The organism is Gordonia sp. McavH-238-E (genome assembly GCF_022348225.1).
Taxonomy (GTDB): Bacteria; Actinomycetota; Actinomycetes; order Mycobacteriales; family Mycobacteriaceae; genus Gordonia; species Gordonia terrae.
Genome location: NZ_JAKRFE010000006.1, coordinates 35499 through 52153, shown reverse-complemented (window position 1 = coordinate 52153; position 16655 = coordinate 35499). Strand labels below are relative to the sequence as shown.

The 16655-nt window shown below is 67.9% G+C and carries 11 protein-coding genes; 7 read left to right on the top strand and 4 right to left on the bottom strand.

The features are described 5' to 3' along the window. Nucleotides 1–102: 102 nt before the first annotated feature. The 3 genes from MHN80_RS10070 (at nucleotide 103) to MHN80_RS10060 (ending at nucleotide 3403) form a co-directional block, all read left to right on the top strand. Complete coding sequence (locus MHN80_RS10070; RefSeq protein WP_004022401.1) at nucleotides 103–1128, top strand: alpha/beta fold hydrolase; 1026 nt, start codon at nucleotides 103–105, stop codon at nucleotides 1126–1128. Between the two features lie 64 nt (nucleotides 1129–1192). Beyond that, a complete protein-coding gene (locus MHN80_RS10065; RefSeq protein WP_239401293.1) occupies nucleotides 1193–2287 on the top strand; it encodes a Rieske 2Fe-2S domain-containing protein in 1095 nt (364 codons plus the stop codon). A gap of 30 nt (nucleotides 2288–2317) precedes the next feature. Beyond that, entirely contained in the window at nucleotides 2318–3403 is a 1086-nt protein-coding gene (locus tag MHN80_RS10060; protein ID WP_239401291.1) for a dihydrodipicolinate reductase, read from the top strand. 174 nt (nucleotides 3404–3577) lie between these two features. On the opposite strand, the gene MHN80_RS10055 is transcribed toward MHN80_RS10060, so the two are convergent. From MHN80_RS10055 to MHN80_RS10045, 3 genes are all read right to left on the bottom strand, one after another. Continuing rightward, nucleotides 3578–4510, bottom strand: coding sequence for an oxidoreductase (locus tag MHN80_RS10055; protein WP_239401289.1), 933 nt, complete (start codon nucleotides 4508–4510; stop codon nucleotides 3578–3580). Between the two features lie 69 nt (nucleotides 4511–4579). Then, nucleotides 4580–5938 (bottom strand): styrene monooxygenase/indole monooxygenase family protein, encoded by a 1359-nt coding sequence (locus tag MHN80_RS10050; protein WP_064570328.1) that lies wholly within the window; start codon nucleotides 5936–5938, stop codon nucleotides 4580–4582. Between the two features lie 126 nt (nucleotides 5939–6064). Further along, on the bottom strand, nucleotides 6065–6625 hold the full coding sequence (locus MHN80_RS10045; protein WP_239401287.1) for a dihydrofolate reductase family protein: 561 nt from the start codon (nucleotides 6623–6625) through the stop codon (nucleotides 6065–6067). 139 nt (nucleotides 6626–6764) lie between these two features. Here MHN80_RS10045 and MHN80_RS10040 point away from each other — a divergent pair, with 139 nt between their 5' ends. Continuing rightward, nucleotides 6765–8981 carry an acyltransferase family protein gene (locus tag MHN80_RS10040; protein ID WP_239401285.1) on the top strand — a complete coding sequence of 739 codons (2217 nt, stop codon included), beginning with the start codon at nucleotides 6765–6767 and terminating at the stop codon, nucleotides 8979–8981. 28 nt (nucleotides 8982–9009) lie between these two features. Here the strand turns inward: MHN80_RS10040 and MHN80_RS10035 are convergent, their stop codons facing one another. Next, nucleotides 9010–9537, bottom strand: coding sequence for a vancomycin high temperature exclusion protein (locus tag MHN80_RS10035; protein WP_239401759.1), 528 nt, complete (start codon nucleotides 9535–9537; stop codon nucleotides 9010–9012). Between the two features lie 212 nt (nucleotides 9538–9749). On the opposite strand from MHN80_RS10035, the gene MHN80_RS10030 reads away from it, so the two are divergent. The 3 genes from MHN80_RS10030 (at nucleotide 9750) to MHN80_RS10020 (ending at nucleotide 16637) form a co-directional block, all read left to right on the top strand. Next, on the top strand, nucleotides 9750–11123 hold the full coding sequence (locus MHN80_RS10030) for a wax ester/triacylglycerol synthase family O-acyltransferase (RefSeq protein WP_239401757.1): 1374 nt from the start codon (nucleotides 9750–9752) through the stop codon (nucleotides 11121–11123). Nucleotides 11124–11353: 230 nt separating this feature from the next. Further along, nucleotides 11354–15055 (top strand): heterodisulfide reductase-related iron-sulfur binding cluster, encoded by a 3702-nt coding sequence (locus MHN80_RS10025; RefSeq protein ID WP_239401283.1) that lies wholly within the window; start codon nucleotides 11354–11356, stop codon nucleotides 15053–15055. Nucleotides 15056–15200: 145 nt separating this feature from the next. Continuing rightward, entirely contained in the window at nucleotides 15201–16637 is a 1437-nt protein-coding gene (locus MHN80_RS10020; RefSeq protein ID WP_239401281.1) for a basic amino acid/polyamine antiporter, read from the top strand. The last annotated feature ends 18 nt before the right edge of the window (nucleotides 16638–16655 follow it).

The following is a 16655-nucleotide window of genomic DNA, read 5'->3' as shown; positions in this document are numbered from 1 at the left end:
GGCACAAACCGTGATTCCGAAACACTAGGAACACATCGCACGGATTTGTATCATCAAGGTCTCCTGTGACACCTGTCACGAGGCGGGGGCGAGGAGGACGACATGATTTCCACCGGTGTACTGGGTTCGGCCCGACACACCCTGGCCGGTTTCTCGCCGGCCGAGGCGCGTCGGCGGCTGCGCAACCGTGAGTACGTGGACGCCCTCTTCAACAGCCGGGAACCCGAACGAACCTCATGGGCGGTCACCGACGACGGCGCACGGCTGCGTGTCGTACACCACGGCCCCGCAGACGCACCCGTCCTGGTCCTCGTGCACGGCTGGTCATGTTGCGTCGAGTACTGGAATCCGCAGGTCAACGCCCTTGCCGAGCGCTACCACGTGATCGCCTACGATCAGCGCGGACACGGCGAGAGCACCTGGGGCAAACGGAAATTCGACGCCGACGTGCTGGCGGACGATCTGTCCACCGTGGTGTCCCAGACGATCCCCGACACTTCCAAGGCGGTCTTCGTCGGCCACAGCATGGGCGGCATCACCCTGCAGGCGTGGGCGCACCGACATCGCGGCCAGGCCGAGGCTCGAGCAGCGGCAATGATCCTCGCCAACACCACCTGGGGCGGCATCGCCACCGAGAGCCGCGTACTGCCGCTCGTGAACGGTCCGATCAAGGCGCCGCTGTGGCTCCTGCAGATGGCACTGTCTGTACCGATCCCGTTCCCCGGTGACCGGTTCACGAGGAGCGTGATCCGCCATCGCGTCCTCAACGGCCGGTCCGCGACCGTCGACCACGCCGCATTCGTCCTCGCGATGACCCGCTCGTGCACCCCGAGCTCGCGAGCCAAGGCCGCAGTGGCCCTCCTTCAACTGGCGATGGGACCCACCGGCGCGGAGGCGATCTCGGTGCCGACGACGGTGATCGGCGGGCGGCACGACCTCCTTCTCCCGCATGCGATGACCCAGCGCATCGCACACGCCCTGTCGATCCGCGGCCAGCTCGACCGCCTCGTGGTCCTCGACACCGGGCACGCGTCGAACATCGAGGCCGCCGAGGACTTCACGGCCGAGATCCACCGGGTCATGCATGCGGCGTCGTCGACTCCGGAGTTGGTCGAAACCGCCAGCTGACCAGGAGGGACAACTTTCATAGAACCCTCTTGCATTCTGCGTCGGCGGGACCTACCGTTGCCCCATGGCGAGAACGCCCCTGTCGATGACACCCACCGGCTGGTTCCAGGTCGCCTGGTGCTCGGAGATCGCCGTCGGGGCCGTCCACACGATGAAGTACTTCGGCCGCGAGATGGTCGCCTGGCGGTCCCGCTCGGGCGCGGTCTCCGTCTTCGATGCCTATTGCGAACACCTCGGCGCCCATCTCGGTCACGGCGGCCACGTCGACGGCGAGAACCTGGTGTGCCCGTTCCACGGCTGGGAGTGGAATCGCGAGGGGCGCAACGTGTGCATCCCGTACGAGAAATACCCCAACCGGGGACGCCGCATCCGCAGCTATCCCGTCGTCGAACGCAACGAGGCTGTCTGGATCTGGCACGACATCGACGGCCGCCCACCACATTTCGACGTACCCAACATCTTCGGCGACTTCGGCGACGACCGCACCGCCGCCGACTACTACCCGCCGGTCCCCGCCGCCACCCTGTTCCGACCGGGACTCGAGATCCATCCGCAGTACATCATGGAGAACGGCGTCGACTTCGCCCACTTCAAGTTCGTCCACAAGACCCCGTTCATGCCGGAGTTCACCCGGCACGACTTCGCCGGTCCGGTGTCCCACGTCGACTTCACGATCGCATTCGAGGACGGCGCGACACTCGAGAACGCCACCAGTGGAGTCGAATCCATCAACGCCGGGCTCGGGTGTTCGGTGACCAAGAGCTGGGGCATGGTCGACAATCGCACCATGCCGGCGGTCACCCCGGTCGACGAGCACACCTCCGACGTCCGGTTCACCGTGTGGATCGGCCGCAAACCGGGTGAGGAGACCGGCGAGATCACCCGCTACGGCACCGTCATGGCCGACCTCGTCATCGAGCAGTTCGCCGCCGACATCGACATCTGGGCGCACCAGCGCTACTCCGACCCGCCCGCGTTGTCCCGCAGGGAGTTCGAGGGCTTCACCGCACTTCGGAAGTGGGCGCGTCAGTTCTACCCCGACGGCGGACCCGACACCGCCGACCCGTCCGCACCGAGCGGCGCGGTGCCCTCCTCGGAAGAGTTCGTCCGCGTCCGCCGATCCGAGCTCGACGCGCTGCGCGCCGCAGCGCAGCCCTGACCGGAACCGCTTCCGCCGAAAGGATCTGCCATGACCGCCTCCCCACGTATCCGGGTCTTCCAAGTCGCCACCGGCAATCTCGGCACCGAGATGATCGGACGCATCCAGTCGCATCCAGATCTCGAACTGGTTGGCCTGCACTGCTATACGCGCGACAAGATCGGTCGCGACGCAGGCGAGATCGTCGGCCTCGATCCGGTCGGTGTGACCGCGACCGGCACGGTCGAGGAGATCATAGCCGCCCGTCCGGATGTGCTCACGTTCCACGGCGTCTTCCCCGACGAGGATCTCTACGTCAAGGTTCTCGAGGCCGGGATCGACGTCGTCACCACCGCGGACTGGATCACCGGGTTCCACCGTGACACCAACCACCCACACCATTCCGGGCGCAAGGTCAGCGAGGTCATCGCCGAGGCCTGCGAGCGCGGTGGAGCCACCTTCTACGGCACCGGCATGAATCCCGGCCTGGCACAGATCCTCGGGATCGTGCACACCGCCGACGTCGCCGACATCGAGAACGTCACGGTGATCGAATCCGTCGACGTTTCCTGCCACCATTCCGTCGACACCTGGAAGGCGGTCGGATACGGCCTGCCCGTCGACGACCCCAGCATTCCCGATTCGCTGTACAAGTACACCGCGGTGTTCGCGGACTCGGTCTACCTGATGGCCGACGCCTTCGATCTCGAACTCGACGAGGTGACCTTCTCCTACGAACTGGGCGCCTGCACCAAGGACGTCGACCTCGGCTGGTATCAGCTGCCGCAGGGTTCACTCGGTGGCAGTTACATCAAGTACCAGGGCATGGTCGACGGCGTGGCGCGCGTCGAATCGCATCTCGAATGGCAGATGACGCCGCACACCGACCCGTCCTGGAACATCCAGGCCTGCTACATCACCCAGGTGACCGGCGACCCGAGCATCTACTCCAAGCACATGATCTTCCCGCGCAAGGGTTTCGACCTCTCCAACCCGGAGAACTTCGCGTCCATCGGCATGACCGTCACCGGACTCCCGGCCCTCAACTCGATCCGGTCCGTCGTGGCGGCACCGCCGGGCATCGTGACGAGTGCCGACCTCCCGCTGCGATCATTCGGCGGGCGGTTCAAGCTCTGACGGAACGTGTTGCGACCCTTCGTGGCTCGTCGCCAGCGCTCCTCGCACCTCAGGGAGCAATGGGGGTCGGTTCAAGCTCTGACGGGGCCCTTCGTGGCTCGTCGACCTCGACGCGCTCCTTCGTCGCTTGCTCGGCCCGGCGGCTTGCGCTCCTCGCACCTCAGGGAGCGGGGGTCAACCGAGGTCGATGGTCACCCCGGTGAGTTCGGCACCGATGTCCCACAGCCGTGCGGCGACGTCGCGGTCCTTGGCCTTCACCGACGGCTCGACCAGTACGGGCGGACCGGCGAGCCCGAGACTGCCGACGGGACCGTAGTATTCGCCGCCCTGCGCCTTCGGATCGGTGGCCGCACGAAGGACGGGCAGGGCACCGTCGGGCGGGTCCATGATGAACCGGTCGGTCAGCCAGCGCAGCGAGGGTGCGTGGTAGGCCCACTGGAGGAACCGGCTCTGCTCACGCATCACCCCGGTCCGGGTGCCACCGGGGTGGGCCGCCAGCGAGATCGCCGACACCTCGGCATCTCTCATCCGACGGTCGAGTTCCATCGCGAACAGCATCTGGGCGAGTTTCGCTCGCGAGTACGCGCCCGCACTGCTGAAGGTCCGGTCCATCGGCAGATCGGAGAAGTCGATGGCGCCGGCGCGGTGGGCATGACTGCCCACGGTGACCACGCGTGCCGAGTCCGCGGCGAGCAGGCGATCGGCCAGGAGCCCGGTGAGTGCGTAGTGACCGAGATAGTTTGTGCCGAAGTCCATCTCGAAACCGTCGGGCGTCAGTTCGCGCCGCGCCCGCATGACCCCGGCGTTGTTGACCAGCAGATCGATCCGTGGATGACGCCGCCGGATCTCGGCGGCGGCGTCATGGACGGAATCCAGACTCGCGAGGTCGAGATCGACGAGCTCCAGCTCTGCCCCGGGGACCTTGCCCACGATGTCGTCGCGGGCCTCCGCCGAGGTCTGGGGATTGCGGCACGCGAGCACGACACACGCGCCCAGCGTCGCCAGCCCGAGCGCGATCTCGCGTCCGATCCCCGAATTCGCGCCGGTCACCACCGCGACCCGACCGGTCTGCGGTGGCGCGTCGGCCAACGTCCACCCCGACTTCACATCTGCCCCCTCCGGCGTCGACTCGAACGACGATGTCGTTCGTATCACATCGACGCCGGAGGGCGGGCGTCAGGCGCTCACGGCCGCCGGGGTGGCGCTGCTGAACTGTCCGGCCGGCGCGAAGCGGGCGAGGACCTCCTCGTGCGGCTCTCCGGCCACCGCGGCGATGAAACCCTCCACGTCCTCGCGGGTCCGCAGACCGAGCAGCGGATTCGGTTCGGAGAGCAGACCGAACAACGCCGACGCGATGGCGGGACTGACGGCGGCAGCCGGAAACGACAACTCCAGGTGGGTCGCGTAGTCGGGGTCGCCCAGGTAGAGCCGGGTGACCTCGACCGCGGCCCGTCCGCGTCGCTCCCAGTGCTTCTCGAACTCCGCCGACAGCCACTCGGCGGTGAACTCACCCTCGTGATCCCGTGCGGCCTTGACGAGCTCGGCGACCTGGAACAGCGTGTTGGCTGCCCCCTGGCCCGCGACCGGGTCGACGGCGATCGCGGTGTCGCCGATCGCCGCCACCGGGTGTCCGCCCGCGGTGGTCGCGACGGCCTGCCGGACAGTCGGGGTGACCGCGCCCTTGAGCCACGACACCGGATCGGACTCGATGACCTCGAGCTGGTCGATGACCGGTGCGTCCTCCGGGAAGTACTCCGCGAAGATGCCGGAGATCGTCTGCCGGGCGGACACCGCGTCGTGGACGTCGTCGAGCCGGGCCGCCCACGCTCCGTCGGGCTTGGCGAAGACGATGAACGACCACGTCGGCCCGGCATCTTTGTGCAGGAACGGTCCGACGAAGATCTCTCCGTTCTGGGCATCGAGGTTGAACAGCGAGTGGTCGCCGCCCGCGCTGCTGCGGTAGGCGAAGGACTCGGGGCCGTGGTCGACGCCGGTCAGGGTGACCTGCAGCAGACGACGCTGCGGTTCGCGGTAGTGACTACGTGATTCGTCGACCGGGAAGAGCGTCGACAAACCGCCCTTGCCGGTCGCGACGAGGGTGATGTCGGCGTCGGCGGCGATCGCGTCGAGGCGGTCGAGCCCGATCTGCCCGACCTCGAATCGTCCACCGCGGTCCAGGAACCGGGCCAGGCGGTCGTCGGCACGCAGGCGCAGGTCGACAGCCTGTGCGACGTAGCCGTAGTCCGGATTGAACTCGAGGACCGCGGCGCGCTCGTCGCCCGTGCCCGAGTACAGACGAGCGCTGATACCCGTCGTGTTGCCGACCTCGTACAGGTCGTCGATGATCTCGGCGTCCCACTCGCGCGGCTTTCCGAAGAGCACCCCGACCCCGGTCGGCGGCACCTTGTCGCGCAGCGACTCGCGGTCTCGGTCGCTGTAGAGCGTGACGTCGAATCCGGCGTCGACGAATCCGAGTGCCGCGCTGGTCCCGGCCAGCCCGGCCCCGATGATCGCGACCGTTCGTCGTGCTGTCATGAGTGGATCTCCCCTGGTTGTCGGCGTGGAATGGCTGCTCGACAGGGTGCCGGGGCGAGTGCTGTGGCTGAAGGGTTAGACGCACCGAGAACGAATGGCGTGCGTCGTACCGGGAAAGCGGAGAGCCTACGTGTCGTCGCGCACGCGGAGGTAGCGCTCGTAGATCACCTGTCCGCCGTAGGTCCGGGTCTCGGCGAGCTCCAGTCGGACAGCGTCGGTGACCGGCGGGAGCAGCGGTGTACCGCCACCGACGATGACCGGGTACCGGAAGATGCGGAATTCGTCGACGAAGCCGAGTTCGATTGCCTGCCATGCCAAGTCGGCGCCACCGATCTCCACGTCGGCGTCCGTGGAATCCAGTACCGCGATGAGCTCGTCGGCCAGGGACCCCTGCGCCAGCCGGGCGTTGCCCTCGACCGTCGTGAGGGTGCGGCTGAAGACCACCTTGGGCAGCGCCGACCAGATGTCGGCGAACGCGGCATCAGCCTCGTTCTCGCGCATCCGCGGGTCCGTCTCCCAGACCAGCATCGTCTCGTATAGCCGACGGCCGCACACGAAGGCACCGAGCTCGCCGACCCGCTCGGTGTGGAACGCGAACAGGTCGTCGGATGGAACCGACCAGTTGAAATTCCCGTCACGGTCGGAGATGAAGCCATCGACCGACACACCCATCGACAAGAGCAGCATGCGGGGGATGGTACGACGCCCTGCCGACCCAGGCACCGACTCCGAGCGGATGGGCGAACCGAAGAGTCTGCTGTGAGGTCCGGCGACACCCCGCTCGTGCCAGGCTGCGCTCAGGTGCGGCCAAGTACCATCGCCCTCTGTGCGTACGCCCCTGACCGATGCGACACCTGTCGCGACCCCGAACGAGGACGCCGCGACCGGCAACACCTCCGGGTACCGGCTGGACCTCGACGGGCTACGCGGTATCGCGATCGCGCTCGTGGCGATCTTCCACGTCTGGTTCGGCCGGGTGTCCGGCGGCGTCGACGTCTTTCTCACCCTGTCGGGCTACTTCTTCGTCGCCTCCCTGCTCAAGCACGTCCTCGCGACGCAGCCCGCGACGAGTTCCTGGGGCGCGGCGATCAATCCGTGGCCACGGTTCTCTCGACTGCTCCGCCGGCTGCTGCCCGCACTGCTGCTGGTGCTCGCGGTCACCGCCGGACTGATCGCGCTGATCATGCCGACGACGCGCTGGGGACCGCTCGGCGCCGAACTGCAGGCCAGCGCGCTGTACTACCAGAACTGGCACCTCGCGTTCTTGTCGCAGGACTACGCGGCCGCCGACTCCGCGAACAGCCCGATGCAGCATCTCTGGTCGATGTCGATGCAGGGCCAGTTCTTCGTCCTCACCCTCGTGTGCGCGCTGGCGCTGGGCGCGGTGCTGCGTGCCCTGGGCCGACGGTCCGCGTTCTTCGCCGATCCCAAGGTGGTCCGCGGGGTCGTCGGGATCGCGCTCGGCGTCGTCGCTCTGGGTTCGTTCGCATGGGCCAATTACCGCCACGGGATCAACCAGCCGTTCACGTACTACGACACCGTCGCCCGTCTGTGGGAACCGCTCGTGGGTGGCCTCCTCGCGGTGTGGATGCCGCGGATCGCACTGTCGCAACGGGTGCGCGACCTGCTCGGCGTGGTCGCCCTCGGCCTCATCATCACGTGCGGCTGGTGGATCGCCGGCGTCCAGGAGTACCCCGCGGCCTGGGCCCTCGTCCCGGTCGGTGCGACGCTGCTCCTCATCTGGGTCGGCTCGTCGCAGACCGCCCCCATCGACCCGACCACGGGGAAGAGCCAGACCTCGATCCGTTCCGGGGTCAGCCGCGGCCTCGCGCATCCGCGACTCGTGTGGCTGGGCTCGATCGCGTACGCGCTGTACCTGTGGCACTGGCCGCTGCTCATCTTCTACCTGGCGTGGCGCTATCAGGACGACGTGTCGTGGTTCGATGGCACCGCCATCCTGGCCGTGTCGGTCCTGCTGGCCTGGCTGACGACGAAGTACGTCGAGGCGCCGCTGCGTGCGGGATCGCCGAAGCGGACGAAGTCCCCGGTACCGCCCGAAGCCGATGGCCCGGTCGCGCGGTCGCCGTTCGAGAAGACCAGAGGCTACCGTCGCTCGCTCGTCGCGGTCCTCGTCGTCATCAGCGTCGCGGCCGGTGCCGCGGCGGTGATTTGGCAGCGCGACGCCGCCAACGCCACCCTGGACACGCAGAACCTCGACCCGCGGCTCTACCCCGGTGCGCGCGCGTTCCTCGACGGTGCGCCGGTGCCGAACGTGACGGCGCAGCCGAGCCCGAACGTCGTCGACATGGACTGGCCGATCACCTCCTACGACTCGATCATCAGCGGGTGGAAGGACCCGTCGATCAAGGTCGGCTACTACGGGGATGTCGACGCCACCCGGACCGTCGCCCTCGTCGGCGGATCGCATGCCGAGCAATGGATCACCGCGCTCAACGACATCGGCAAGCGCCACCACTTCCGAGTGACCACCTACCTCAAGGTCGGTTGCGCCCTCACCACCGAGCACGTCTTCACCTGGTTCGGCCAGAAGTACTACCAGTGCAACGACTGGTCGCGTCGCGTCATGGAGCGGCTGGCCGTCGACAAACCCGACGTGGTGTTCACCAACAGCACGCGCCCGGTCGAGTCGGGCGACGGCGATTACGTCCCCAAGGACTACGAGGAGATCTTCGCCCAGTTCCGCGACCGCGGGCAGCGGGTCGTCGCGGTCCGCGACAACCCCTGGGCCACGGGCCAACTCAAGCCGCCGGAGTGTCTCGCGAGCGGCCGCAAACCCGAGGTGTGCGGCGTCCCGCGCGATCAGGCGATGGCACCGACCGACCCCGCCGCCGCGCTTGCCGGCGAGTTCCCCAACATGAGTTTCCTCGACTACACCGACGCCATGTGCGACGACCGGTACTGCCCCGCGGTGGTCGGGAACATCCTGGTGTGGCACGACTTCCACCACCTCTCGGCGACCTTCGTGCGCAGCCTCATCCCCGCCGTCGAAACCGATCTCCAGCGGTCGCTGCGCTGGTGGTGACCCTTCGTGACGCTCGCAAGCTCGCTCCTCAGGGAGCGAGAGATGTGACCGCGGTCAGCAGCGCACGCGGCCCGGCGAAGACCGTTTCGCGGATGTGATTGCGAACGAGAGTCCAGGCGGGGCAGTCACATCGGGCCGCGACACCGCGGGCATCGACACCCTGATCCCGACACAACGCGATGGCGCGGCGTAGGTGGAAGCCCTGCGTCACGATCACCACGGCGTCGACGCCGAACACCTCCCGCGCGCGACGGCAACTCGCCGCCGTGTCGAGACCGGCCGGGTCGTCGGTGATCACCCGCGACGCCACCCCGCGCTCCTCGAGATGGCGCCGCATCACCGCCGGTTCGTTTCCGGCCTCCTCGGAACCGTTGCCCGAGTTGATGATCCGATCGACCCCGCCGGCCCGATACAGCTCCAGCGCAGTGTCGAGGCGGCCGCGCACGTAGTCACCGGGCGACCCGTCGTCGTGGACGAGCGAACCCAGCACCAGCAGCGTCGACCGGGACGCGGGGGCCATCGCATCGTCGATCCTGCCCACCGACGCAACGTACATCCAGGTGGCCGCCAGCGTGATCCAGAGTTCGACCGACACCAACAGTACGGGCAGCACCAGACGAACACCTGATCTCACCCCTACAACGTAGGACGCCCGGCGGTGAACATGCCCATTCCAGCCCGGGCCCGGCGGTCACCCCGCGATACTTGGAGGACTCGGTCGCGTTCAGCCTGTGCGCACCACTCCGCGGTGTGAAAGTGATGGTGCGAATGCCGTACATGCCGGTCACCTCGTCGATGTTCCTGCTTGCGGAGACGCGCGAGCAACCCATGCATGTCGGGGGACTCCAGCTGTTCGTCCCACGTGCGGGCCAGTCGTCGAGTGAGCTCGCCGAGGAGATCATCGAGGCGTTCTGCGGGTGTACCGATGTCCATCCACTCTTCCGCAAGCGGCCGGCCTCGCCGGTCACGCTGCTGGGCAACGTGGCCTGGTCCTACGACGACGACATCGACTTCGACTATCACGTCCGGCGCGCGGTCCTGCCCCGCCCGGGCCGCATTCGTGAACTGCTGCGATACGTTTCCCTCAACCACGGGGCCCTGATGGACCGGTTCCGACCGATGTGGGAGGTCCACGTCATCGAGGGCCTCGACGACGATCGGGTCGCGCTGTACACCAAGATCCACCATTCCCTGGTCGACGGCGTCTCCGCGCTGCGGCTGCTCGAACGCACGCTGTCCACCGATCCCGACGACCGGTCGGGCACCGCACCCTGGGACCCGGCACTGGCCGAGCGGCGCCGGCCGCGCCCCGCGCCGAGCCTGCGAAGCCGGGTGTCCGGGCTCGCCAATGTGGCGGGTCAGGTCGCGGGCATGGGGCCGGCGGCGGCGAAGGTCGCGGTCTCCGGGGTGCGGGATCCCGAATTCGTGGCGCCCCTCGGCCGCGCACCACGGACCATTCTCGACGTCGCGATCGGGAGCGCCCGCCGGTTCGCCTCGCAGCAGTGGGAACTGACTCGTCTCCGGGCGGTGGCCGACGCCCGCAGCATCACCCTCAACGACGTCATCGTCGCCATGTGTTCGGGAGCCCTGCGGTCATACCTCATCGATCAGGACGCGCTCCCCGACGCGCCGCTGATAGCCGCGGTGCCGGTGTCGATGCACACCGACGGAGACGACGACGGCAACGCGGTCACCGCCATACTGGTCAGCCTGGCGACCGACGAGCCGGATCCCGAACGTCGCCTGGACAAGCTCGTGGAGTCGGCCCGGCACAGCAAGTCGGTGGTCCGCGGACTGCGCCCGCTGCAGGCCCTCGCGCTGGGCGCGGCCAACTTCGCACCGCTGGCGTTCGCCACCGTCCCCGGCTTCGTGCAGTACGTCCCGCCGCAGTTCAACATCATCATCAGCAACGTGCCCGGGCCGTCCAAGCACCTCTACTGGAACGGCGCCCGCCTCGACGGCGTGTATCCCGTCTCCATCCCGACGCAGGGCCTGGCCCTCAACATCACGGTGACCAGCACCGCCGAGCACATCAATTTCGGCCTGATCGGCGCGCGGGCCCAGCTCCCGAGCCTGCAACGCCTGCTCACGCACCTCGACACGGCCCTCGAAGAGCTCGAGAAGGTCGCGCGCACGCGGTGACACCGTCGAGCACCCCGTCGCCGGAGGTGGCGTCGAGCACCCTGACTCGACAGTAAGTTACTCGCGAGTATCATCACTCATGAGGTAGACCAGCGTAATTAGGCCAGCCTTGGCAGCGCTCCGGTGGCGCAACGAATTACGGTTACCTGTAGTACACCGCCCCGTGGTACCCAGCCTCGCGTTCCGCGACCCGGCGGCGGACGACCTAGACGAAAGGCCGGTACGAGCCCGTGACAGCCACGACGATTGCCCTCGGCACCACCGCTGCCGTGGTCAGCCTGTTCTGCTGGTACCTGTTCCTCGGCGGCGTGGTGCGGATCTACCGCACCATCAAGCTCGGGCACAAGGTGGACAGCGCCCGCTTCTGGCCCATCCTGCCGCGGTTCCTGACGATGATGAAGGAATTCATCGTCCACACGCGCATGGTGAAGTTCCGCACCGTCGGCTGGGCACACTGGCTCGTGATGGTCGGCTTCCTCGGCGGCTTCCTGCTGTGGTTCGAGGCCTACGGCCAGTCCATCAACCCCGAGTTCCACTGGCCGGTCTTCGGTGACACGTTCGCCTGGCACCTGTGGGACGAGCTCCTCGGCATCGCGACCGTGGTCGGCATCATCGTGCTGATCGTGATCCGTCAGCTCAACCACCCGCGCGTCCCCGAGCGGCTTTCCCGATTCGGCGGATCACGCTTCGCCCCGGCGTACTTCGTCGAGGCCGTCGTGCTCCTCGAGGGCCTGGGCATGATCCTGGTGAAGGCCTCGAAGATCGCGACCTACGGTCACGCGAACGCCTACTCCGACTTCTTCACCATGCAGGTCGCGAAGATCCTCCCCGCGTCGCCGACCCTGGTGTCGATCTTCGCCGTCATCAAGCTGATGAGCGGCATGGTCTGGCTGGCCATGGTCGGCATGAACATCAGCTGGGGCGTTGCCTGGCACCGCTTCTCGGCCTTCTTCAACATCTACTTCAAGCGCGAGCAGGACGGCGGCGTCGCCCTCGGTGCCGCGAAGCCGATGATGAGCCAGGGCAAGGTCCTCGACATGGAGACCGCCGACCCCGATGTCGATGCGTTCGGCGCAGGCAAGATCGAGGACTTCTCGTGGAAGGGCTGGCTGGACTTCACCACCTGCACCGAGTGCGGTCGCTGCCAGTCGCAGTGTCCCGCATGGAACACCGGCAAGCCGCTGAGCCCCAAGCTGCTCATCATGTCGCTGCGCGATCACGGCAACGCCAAGGCGCCCTATCTGCTGGCCGGTGGCCGCAAGGACATGGGCGGTGACGAGGTCGGACTGGTCGACGCCGACGGCAACGTGCTCGAGGACAAGCTCAACGCTATCCCCGAGGCGGCGCGCGCCGAAGCGGCACGCAAGCTCGTCGGCGAGTCGAAGGGCGACCTCGGTGGCGGACTGGGTGTCGAGTCGGTGGACGGCGAGTTCGACCCCGAGGCACTCGGTGCGGTCATCGACACCGAGACCCTGTGGAGCTGCACCACCTGCGGCGCGTGCGTCGAGCAGTGCCCGGTCGACATCGAGCACGTCGACCACATCCTCGATATGCGCCGCTACCAGGTCCTGATCGAGTCGGACTTCCCGACCGAGCTGGCCGGCATGTTCAAGAATCTCGAGAACAAGGGCAACCCGTGGGGTCAGAACGCCTCCGCGCGCACCGCCTGGATCGACGAGATGGACATCGAGATCCCGGTCTTCGGCAAGGACGTCGAGTCGTTCGAGGGCTTCGAGTACCTGTTCTGGGTCGGTTGCGCCGGCGCCTACGAGGACCGCGCGAAGAAGACCACCAAGGCCGTCGCCGAACTGCTCGACATGGCCGCGGTGAACTTCATGGTTCTCGGCGAGGGCGAGACCTGTACCGGTGACTCGGCACGACGCGCCGGCAACGAGTTCCTCTTCCAGATGCTCGCGCAGCAGAACATCGAGATGCTCGGCGAGGTCTTCGCGACCGCTCCCGAGCAGCGCAAGAAGGTCGTCGTCACCTGTGCACACTGCTTCAACGCACTGGGCAACGAGTACCCGCAGCTGGGAGCGAAGTACGAAGTCGTCCACCACACGCAGCTGCTGAACCGCCTCGTGCGCGAGAAGCGGCTCGTCCCCGTCGCCCCCATCAGCGAGGACGTCACCTACCACGACCCGTGCTACCTGGGCCGCCACAACAAGGTCTACGACGCACCGCGTGAACTCATGGGCGCCGCCGGTTCGACGCTCACCGAGATGCCGCGTCACGGCGAGCGGTCCATGTGCTGTGGTGCCGGTGGCGCGCGCATGTGGATGGAAGAGCAGATCGGCAAGCGGATCAACATCGACCGGGTCGACGAGGCGCTGAACACCCTGGGCGCCGGGAGCGCAGCGAGCGGGCCTAATCGAAACGGCGACACGACCGGCGATCAGGTCAAGAAGGTCGCGACCGGCTGCCCGTTCTGCCGCGTCATGCTCACCGACGGTGTCACGGCCCGGACCAGCGGCACCGAGTCCGAGGGCAAGGTCGAGGTCGTCGACGTCGCGCAGCTGCTGCTCGACTCGGTCAAGCGCGGCGGCCCCACCGAGGTGAAGCTCGGCGGCCGGTTCCTCGGACCGCGTCCGAGCGCTGCCGAGCCGGAGCCCGAACCCGAGCCCGAGAAGGTCCCCGCCGCGGCGGCAGCATCCGCGTCGGCGACGACCGAGGCGGCCCCGAAGCCGAAGGTCGGCCTGGGCATGAAGGGCGGCAAGAAGCCGGGTGCGGCGGCCAAGACCGCAGCGCCGGAGGCACCCGCCGAGACGGCGCCCGCCGAGAAGAAGCCGGCGTCCAAGGGCTTCGGCATGAAGGGCGGCAAGAAGCCCGGTGCCGCGGCATCCGCCGCCGCCCCGGCCACGGATTCCGCACCCGCCGAGGCCCCGGCCCAGGCACCCGCCGAGAAGAAGCCCGCCGCCAAGGGGTTCGGCATGAAGGGCGGCGCCAAGCGTCCCGGTGCGGCAGGCAAGCCCGCCGGGGGGACCGCCGAACCGGCGCCTGCCGAGACCGAGTCGTCGGACGCGGTCAAGGAGGAGGTCGCCGAGGCCGCCGCCGAGACAGCCGAGAAGAAGCCCGCGTCGAAGGGCTTCGGCATGGGCAAGGCGAAGCGGCCGGGTCAGAAGGCGACCAACGCATCCGCACCCGACGCCGGAGTGACCGCCCCCGCCGAGAGCAAGGTCGACGAGAGCGAATCGGCACCGGACGCCGCGCCCACCGTCGACACGGAATCGTCGGCGACTGCGGAAGCACCGGACACATCTGTCGCTGCCGCAACGGACACATCTGTCGCTGCCGCAACGGAAGAAAAGCCGGGCAAGGCCAAGGGCTTCGGGATGTCCGCGGGCAAGAAGCGGCCGGGCGGGATCGGCAAGGCCGCGGCCAAGCCGGCCGCCGCACCGGCTGAGAGTGCACCCGAACCAGAGGCGGCACAACCCGAGGCCGAGCCCACGCAGTCGGAGACCGCCGAGGCCCCGGCAGCAGCCGAGGCCCCTTCATCGGAGGCGACGTCATCGGAGGCCCCGTCATCGGAGGCGACGGCGAGCGACGGTGGTTCGGCCGCAGCGTTGACCGAGGAGAAGCCGGCCAAGGCCAAGGGCTTCGGCATGGCCGCGGGCAAGAAGCGGCCGGGCGGCGCGAGCAAGGCTGCTCCGGCGGCCGCTGCGCCGGCACCGGAATCGGACTCCGAGCCGGAGACCGCTCCCGAAGCCGAGGCGCCGGAACCCGAGGCCCCGGAAGCCGAGGCACCAGCCGACGAGACACGGGCAGTCGAGGCACCGGCAGCCGAGGCACCGACAGATGAAGCCCCGGCCGACGAGGCACCCGCGGCGTCGAGCAACGGCTCGTCCGCGGCTCGTACCGTCGCCGAGACCGGGGCGTCGAAGGCCAAGGGCTTCGGCATCGCGGCCGGCAAGAAGCGGCCCGGCCACAAGTAGTCCGCTGTACCCGAGAACGGGCCCCGACCACCGGTCGGGGCCCGTTCTTCGTCTGCCGCCGGTGCGTCGACCACTGCCGACACCGCCGACCTGTGGCATATTGAGCGCTGCGAAATGTGATCACGCTTGAGATCAGGAGTCGCACATGGCGGTCGATGACCCTGCGGTGAAGCGGACATCCGGCATGAGCATGCCGACCCTGACCGCGATGGTGGTCGGCTCGATGATCGGCGCCGGAGTGTTCTCCCTCCCGGCTCGTTTCGGCACCGCGGCAGGTGTGTTCGCCGCCATCATCGCGTGGGTGATCGCCGGGACCGGAATGCTGATGCTGGCCTTGGTCTTCCAGCGTCTCGCGATCCGGCGACCGGACCTCGACTCCGGGGTGTTCGCCTACGCGAAGGCCGGTTTCGGCGACTACGTCGGGTTCAACTCGGCTTTCGGTTACTGGGCCAGCGCCTGCGCGGGCAACGCCTTCTACTGGGTCTTCATCATGTCGACCATCGGCAAGGCCTGGCCGGCGCTCGGCGAGGGCGACACCTTCATCGCCGCCCTGCTGTCCACCGTGGGCATCTGGGTGTTCACCGCCCTGGTCGCCCGGGGCGTCAAGGATGCCGCCGCGATCAACCGGATCGTCACGGTGGCCAAGGTCGTGCCGATCCTGGTCTTCATCGCCATCGCCGCCGTCGCGATCGACATCGGCGTCTTCACCGACAACTTCTGGGGAACCGACGACATCACCGCCGGCGCCATCTTCGATCAGGTCCGCAACACCATGATCGTCACCGTGTTCGTGTTCCTCGGCATCGAGGGCGCCAGCGTCTACTCGCGCTACGCCCGGCGCCGAGAGGACGTGGGGCGGGCGACGATTCTCGGGTTCGTGAGCGTGCTCTGCGTGTTCGCGTCGGTGACGATCCTGTCCTACGGCATCCTTCCCCGCGCCGACATCGCCGCGCTGAGGCAGCCGTCGATGGCACCGCTGCTGGCCGACATCGTGGGCAGCTGGGGTACCGCGTTCATCGGTGTGGGTGTGGTCGTGTCGGTGCTCGGCGCATATCTGGCCTGGACCCTGATGGCCGCGGAGGTGTTGTTCATCCCGGCCCAGAACAAGGACATGCCGAAGTTCTTGACCCGGCAGAACGGTGCCGGAGCCCCCATCGCCGCTCTCCTGCTCACCTCGCTGATGGTCCAGACGATGATCGTCGTCGTCCTCTTCGCCGAAGACTCGCTTGACTTCCTGCTCGACCTGTGCACGAGCCTGTCGCTGGTCCCCTATTTCCTCGCGGCGGCATTCGCCCTGAAGATCGCGTTCCCCGAGCGGGGCAAGGGTCCGCAGGCGATCCGCGCGCTCGCGATCGCCGTGCTCGCCACGATCTACACGGTGTTCCTGGTGTTCGCGGCCGGGCCCGAATTCCTCGTGCTCTCCTGCATCATCTACGCCCCCGGCACCATCCTGTACGTGATGGCGCGCCGCGAGAACGACGCGCGGGTCTTCCGCCTCGCCGAGGCGATCCTGTGTGGCGTACTGCTGATCGGTGCGGTGATCGGGATCGGCGCGCTGGCCACCGGGGCGATCACGCTGTGACACGCTCCGGAACAGACC

Excerpts from the sequence above, each read along its gene's own strand:
- MHN80_RS10050 (WP_064570328.1), bottom strand. The coding sequence starts at position 5,938 with ATGACAGCACGACGAACGGTCGCGATCATCGGGGCCGGGCTGGCCGGG.
- MHN80_RS10020 (WP_239401281.1), top strand. The coding sequence starts at position 15,201 with ATGGCGGTCGATGACCCTGCGGTGAAGCGGACATCCGGCATGAGCATG.
- MHN80_RS10070 (WP_004022401.1), top strand. The coding sequence starts at position 103 with ATGATTTCCACCGGTGTACTGGGTTCGGCCCGACACACCCTGGCCGGT.
- MHN80_RS10065 (WP_239401293.1), top strand. The coding sequence starts at position 1,193 with ATGGCGAGAACGCCCCTGTCGATGACACCCACCGGCTGGTTCCAGGTC.
- MHN80_RS10030 (WP_239401757.1), top strand. The coding sequence starts at position 9,750 with ATGCCGTACATGCCGGTCACCTCGTCGATGTTCCTGCTTGCGGAGACG.
- MHN80_RS10045 (WP_239401287.1), bottom strand. The coding sequence starts at position 6,625 with ATGCTGCTCTTGTCGATGGGTGTGTCGGTCGATGGCTTCATCTCCGAC.
- MHN80_RS10060 (WP_239401291.1), top strand. The coding sequence starts at position 2,318 with ATGACCGCCTCCCCACGTATCCGGGTCTTCCAAGTCGCCACCGGCAAT.
- MHN80_RS10035 (WP_239401759.1), bottom strand. The coding sequence starts at position 9,537 with ATGTACGTTGCGTCGGTGGGCAGGATCGACGATGCGATGGCCCCCGCG.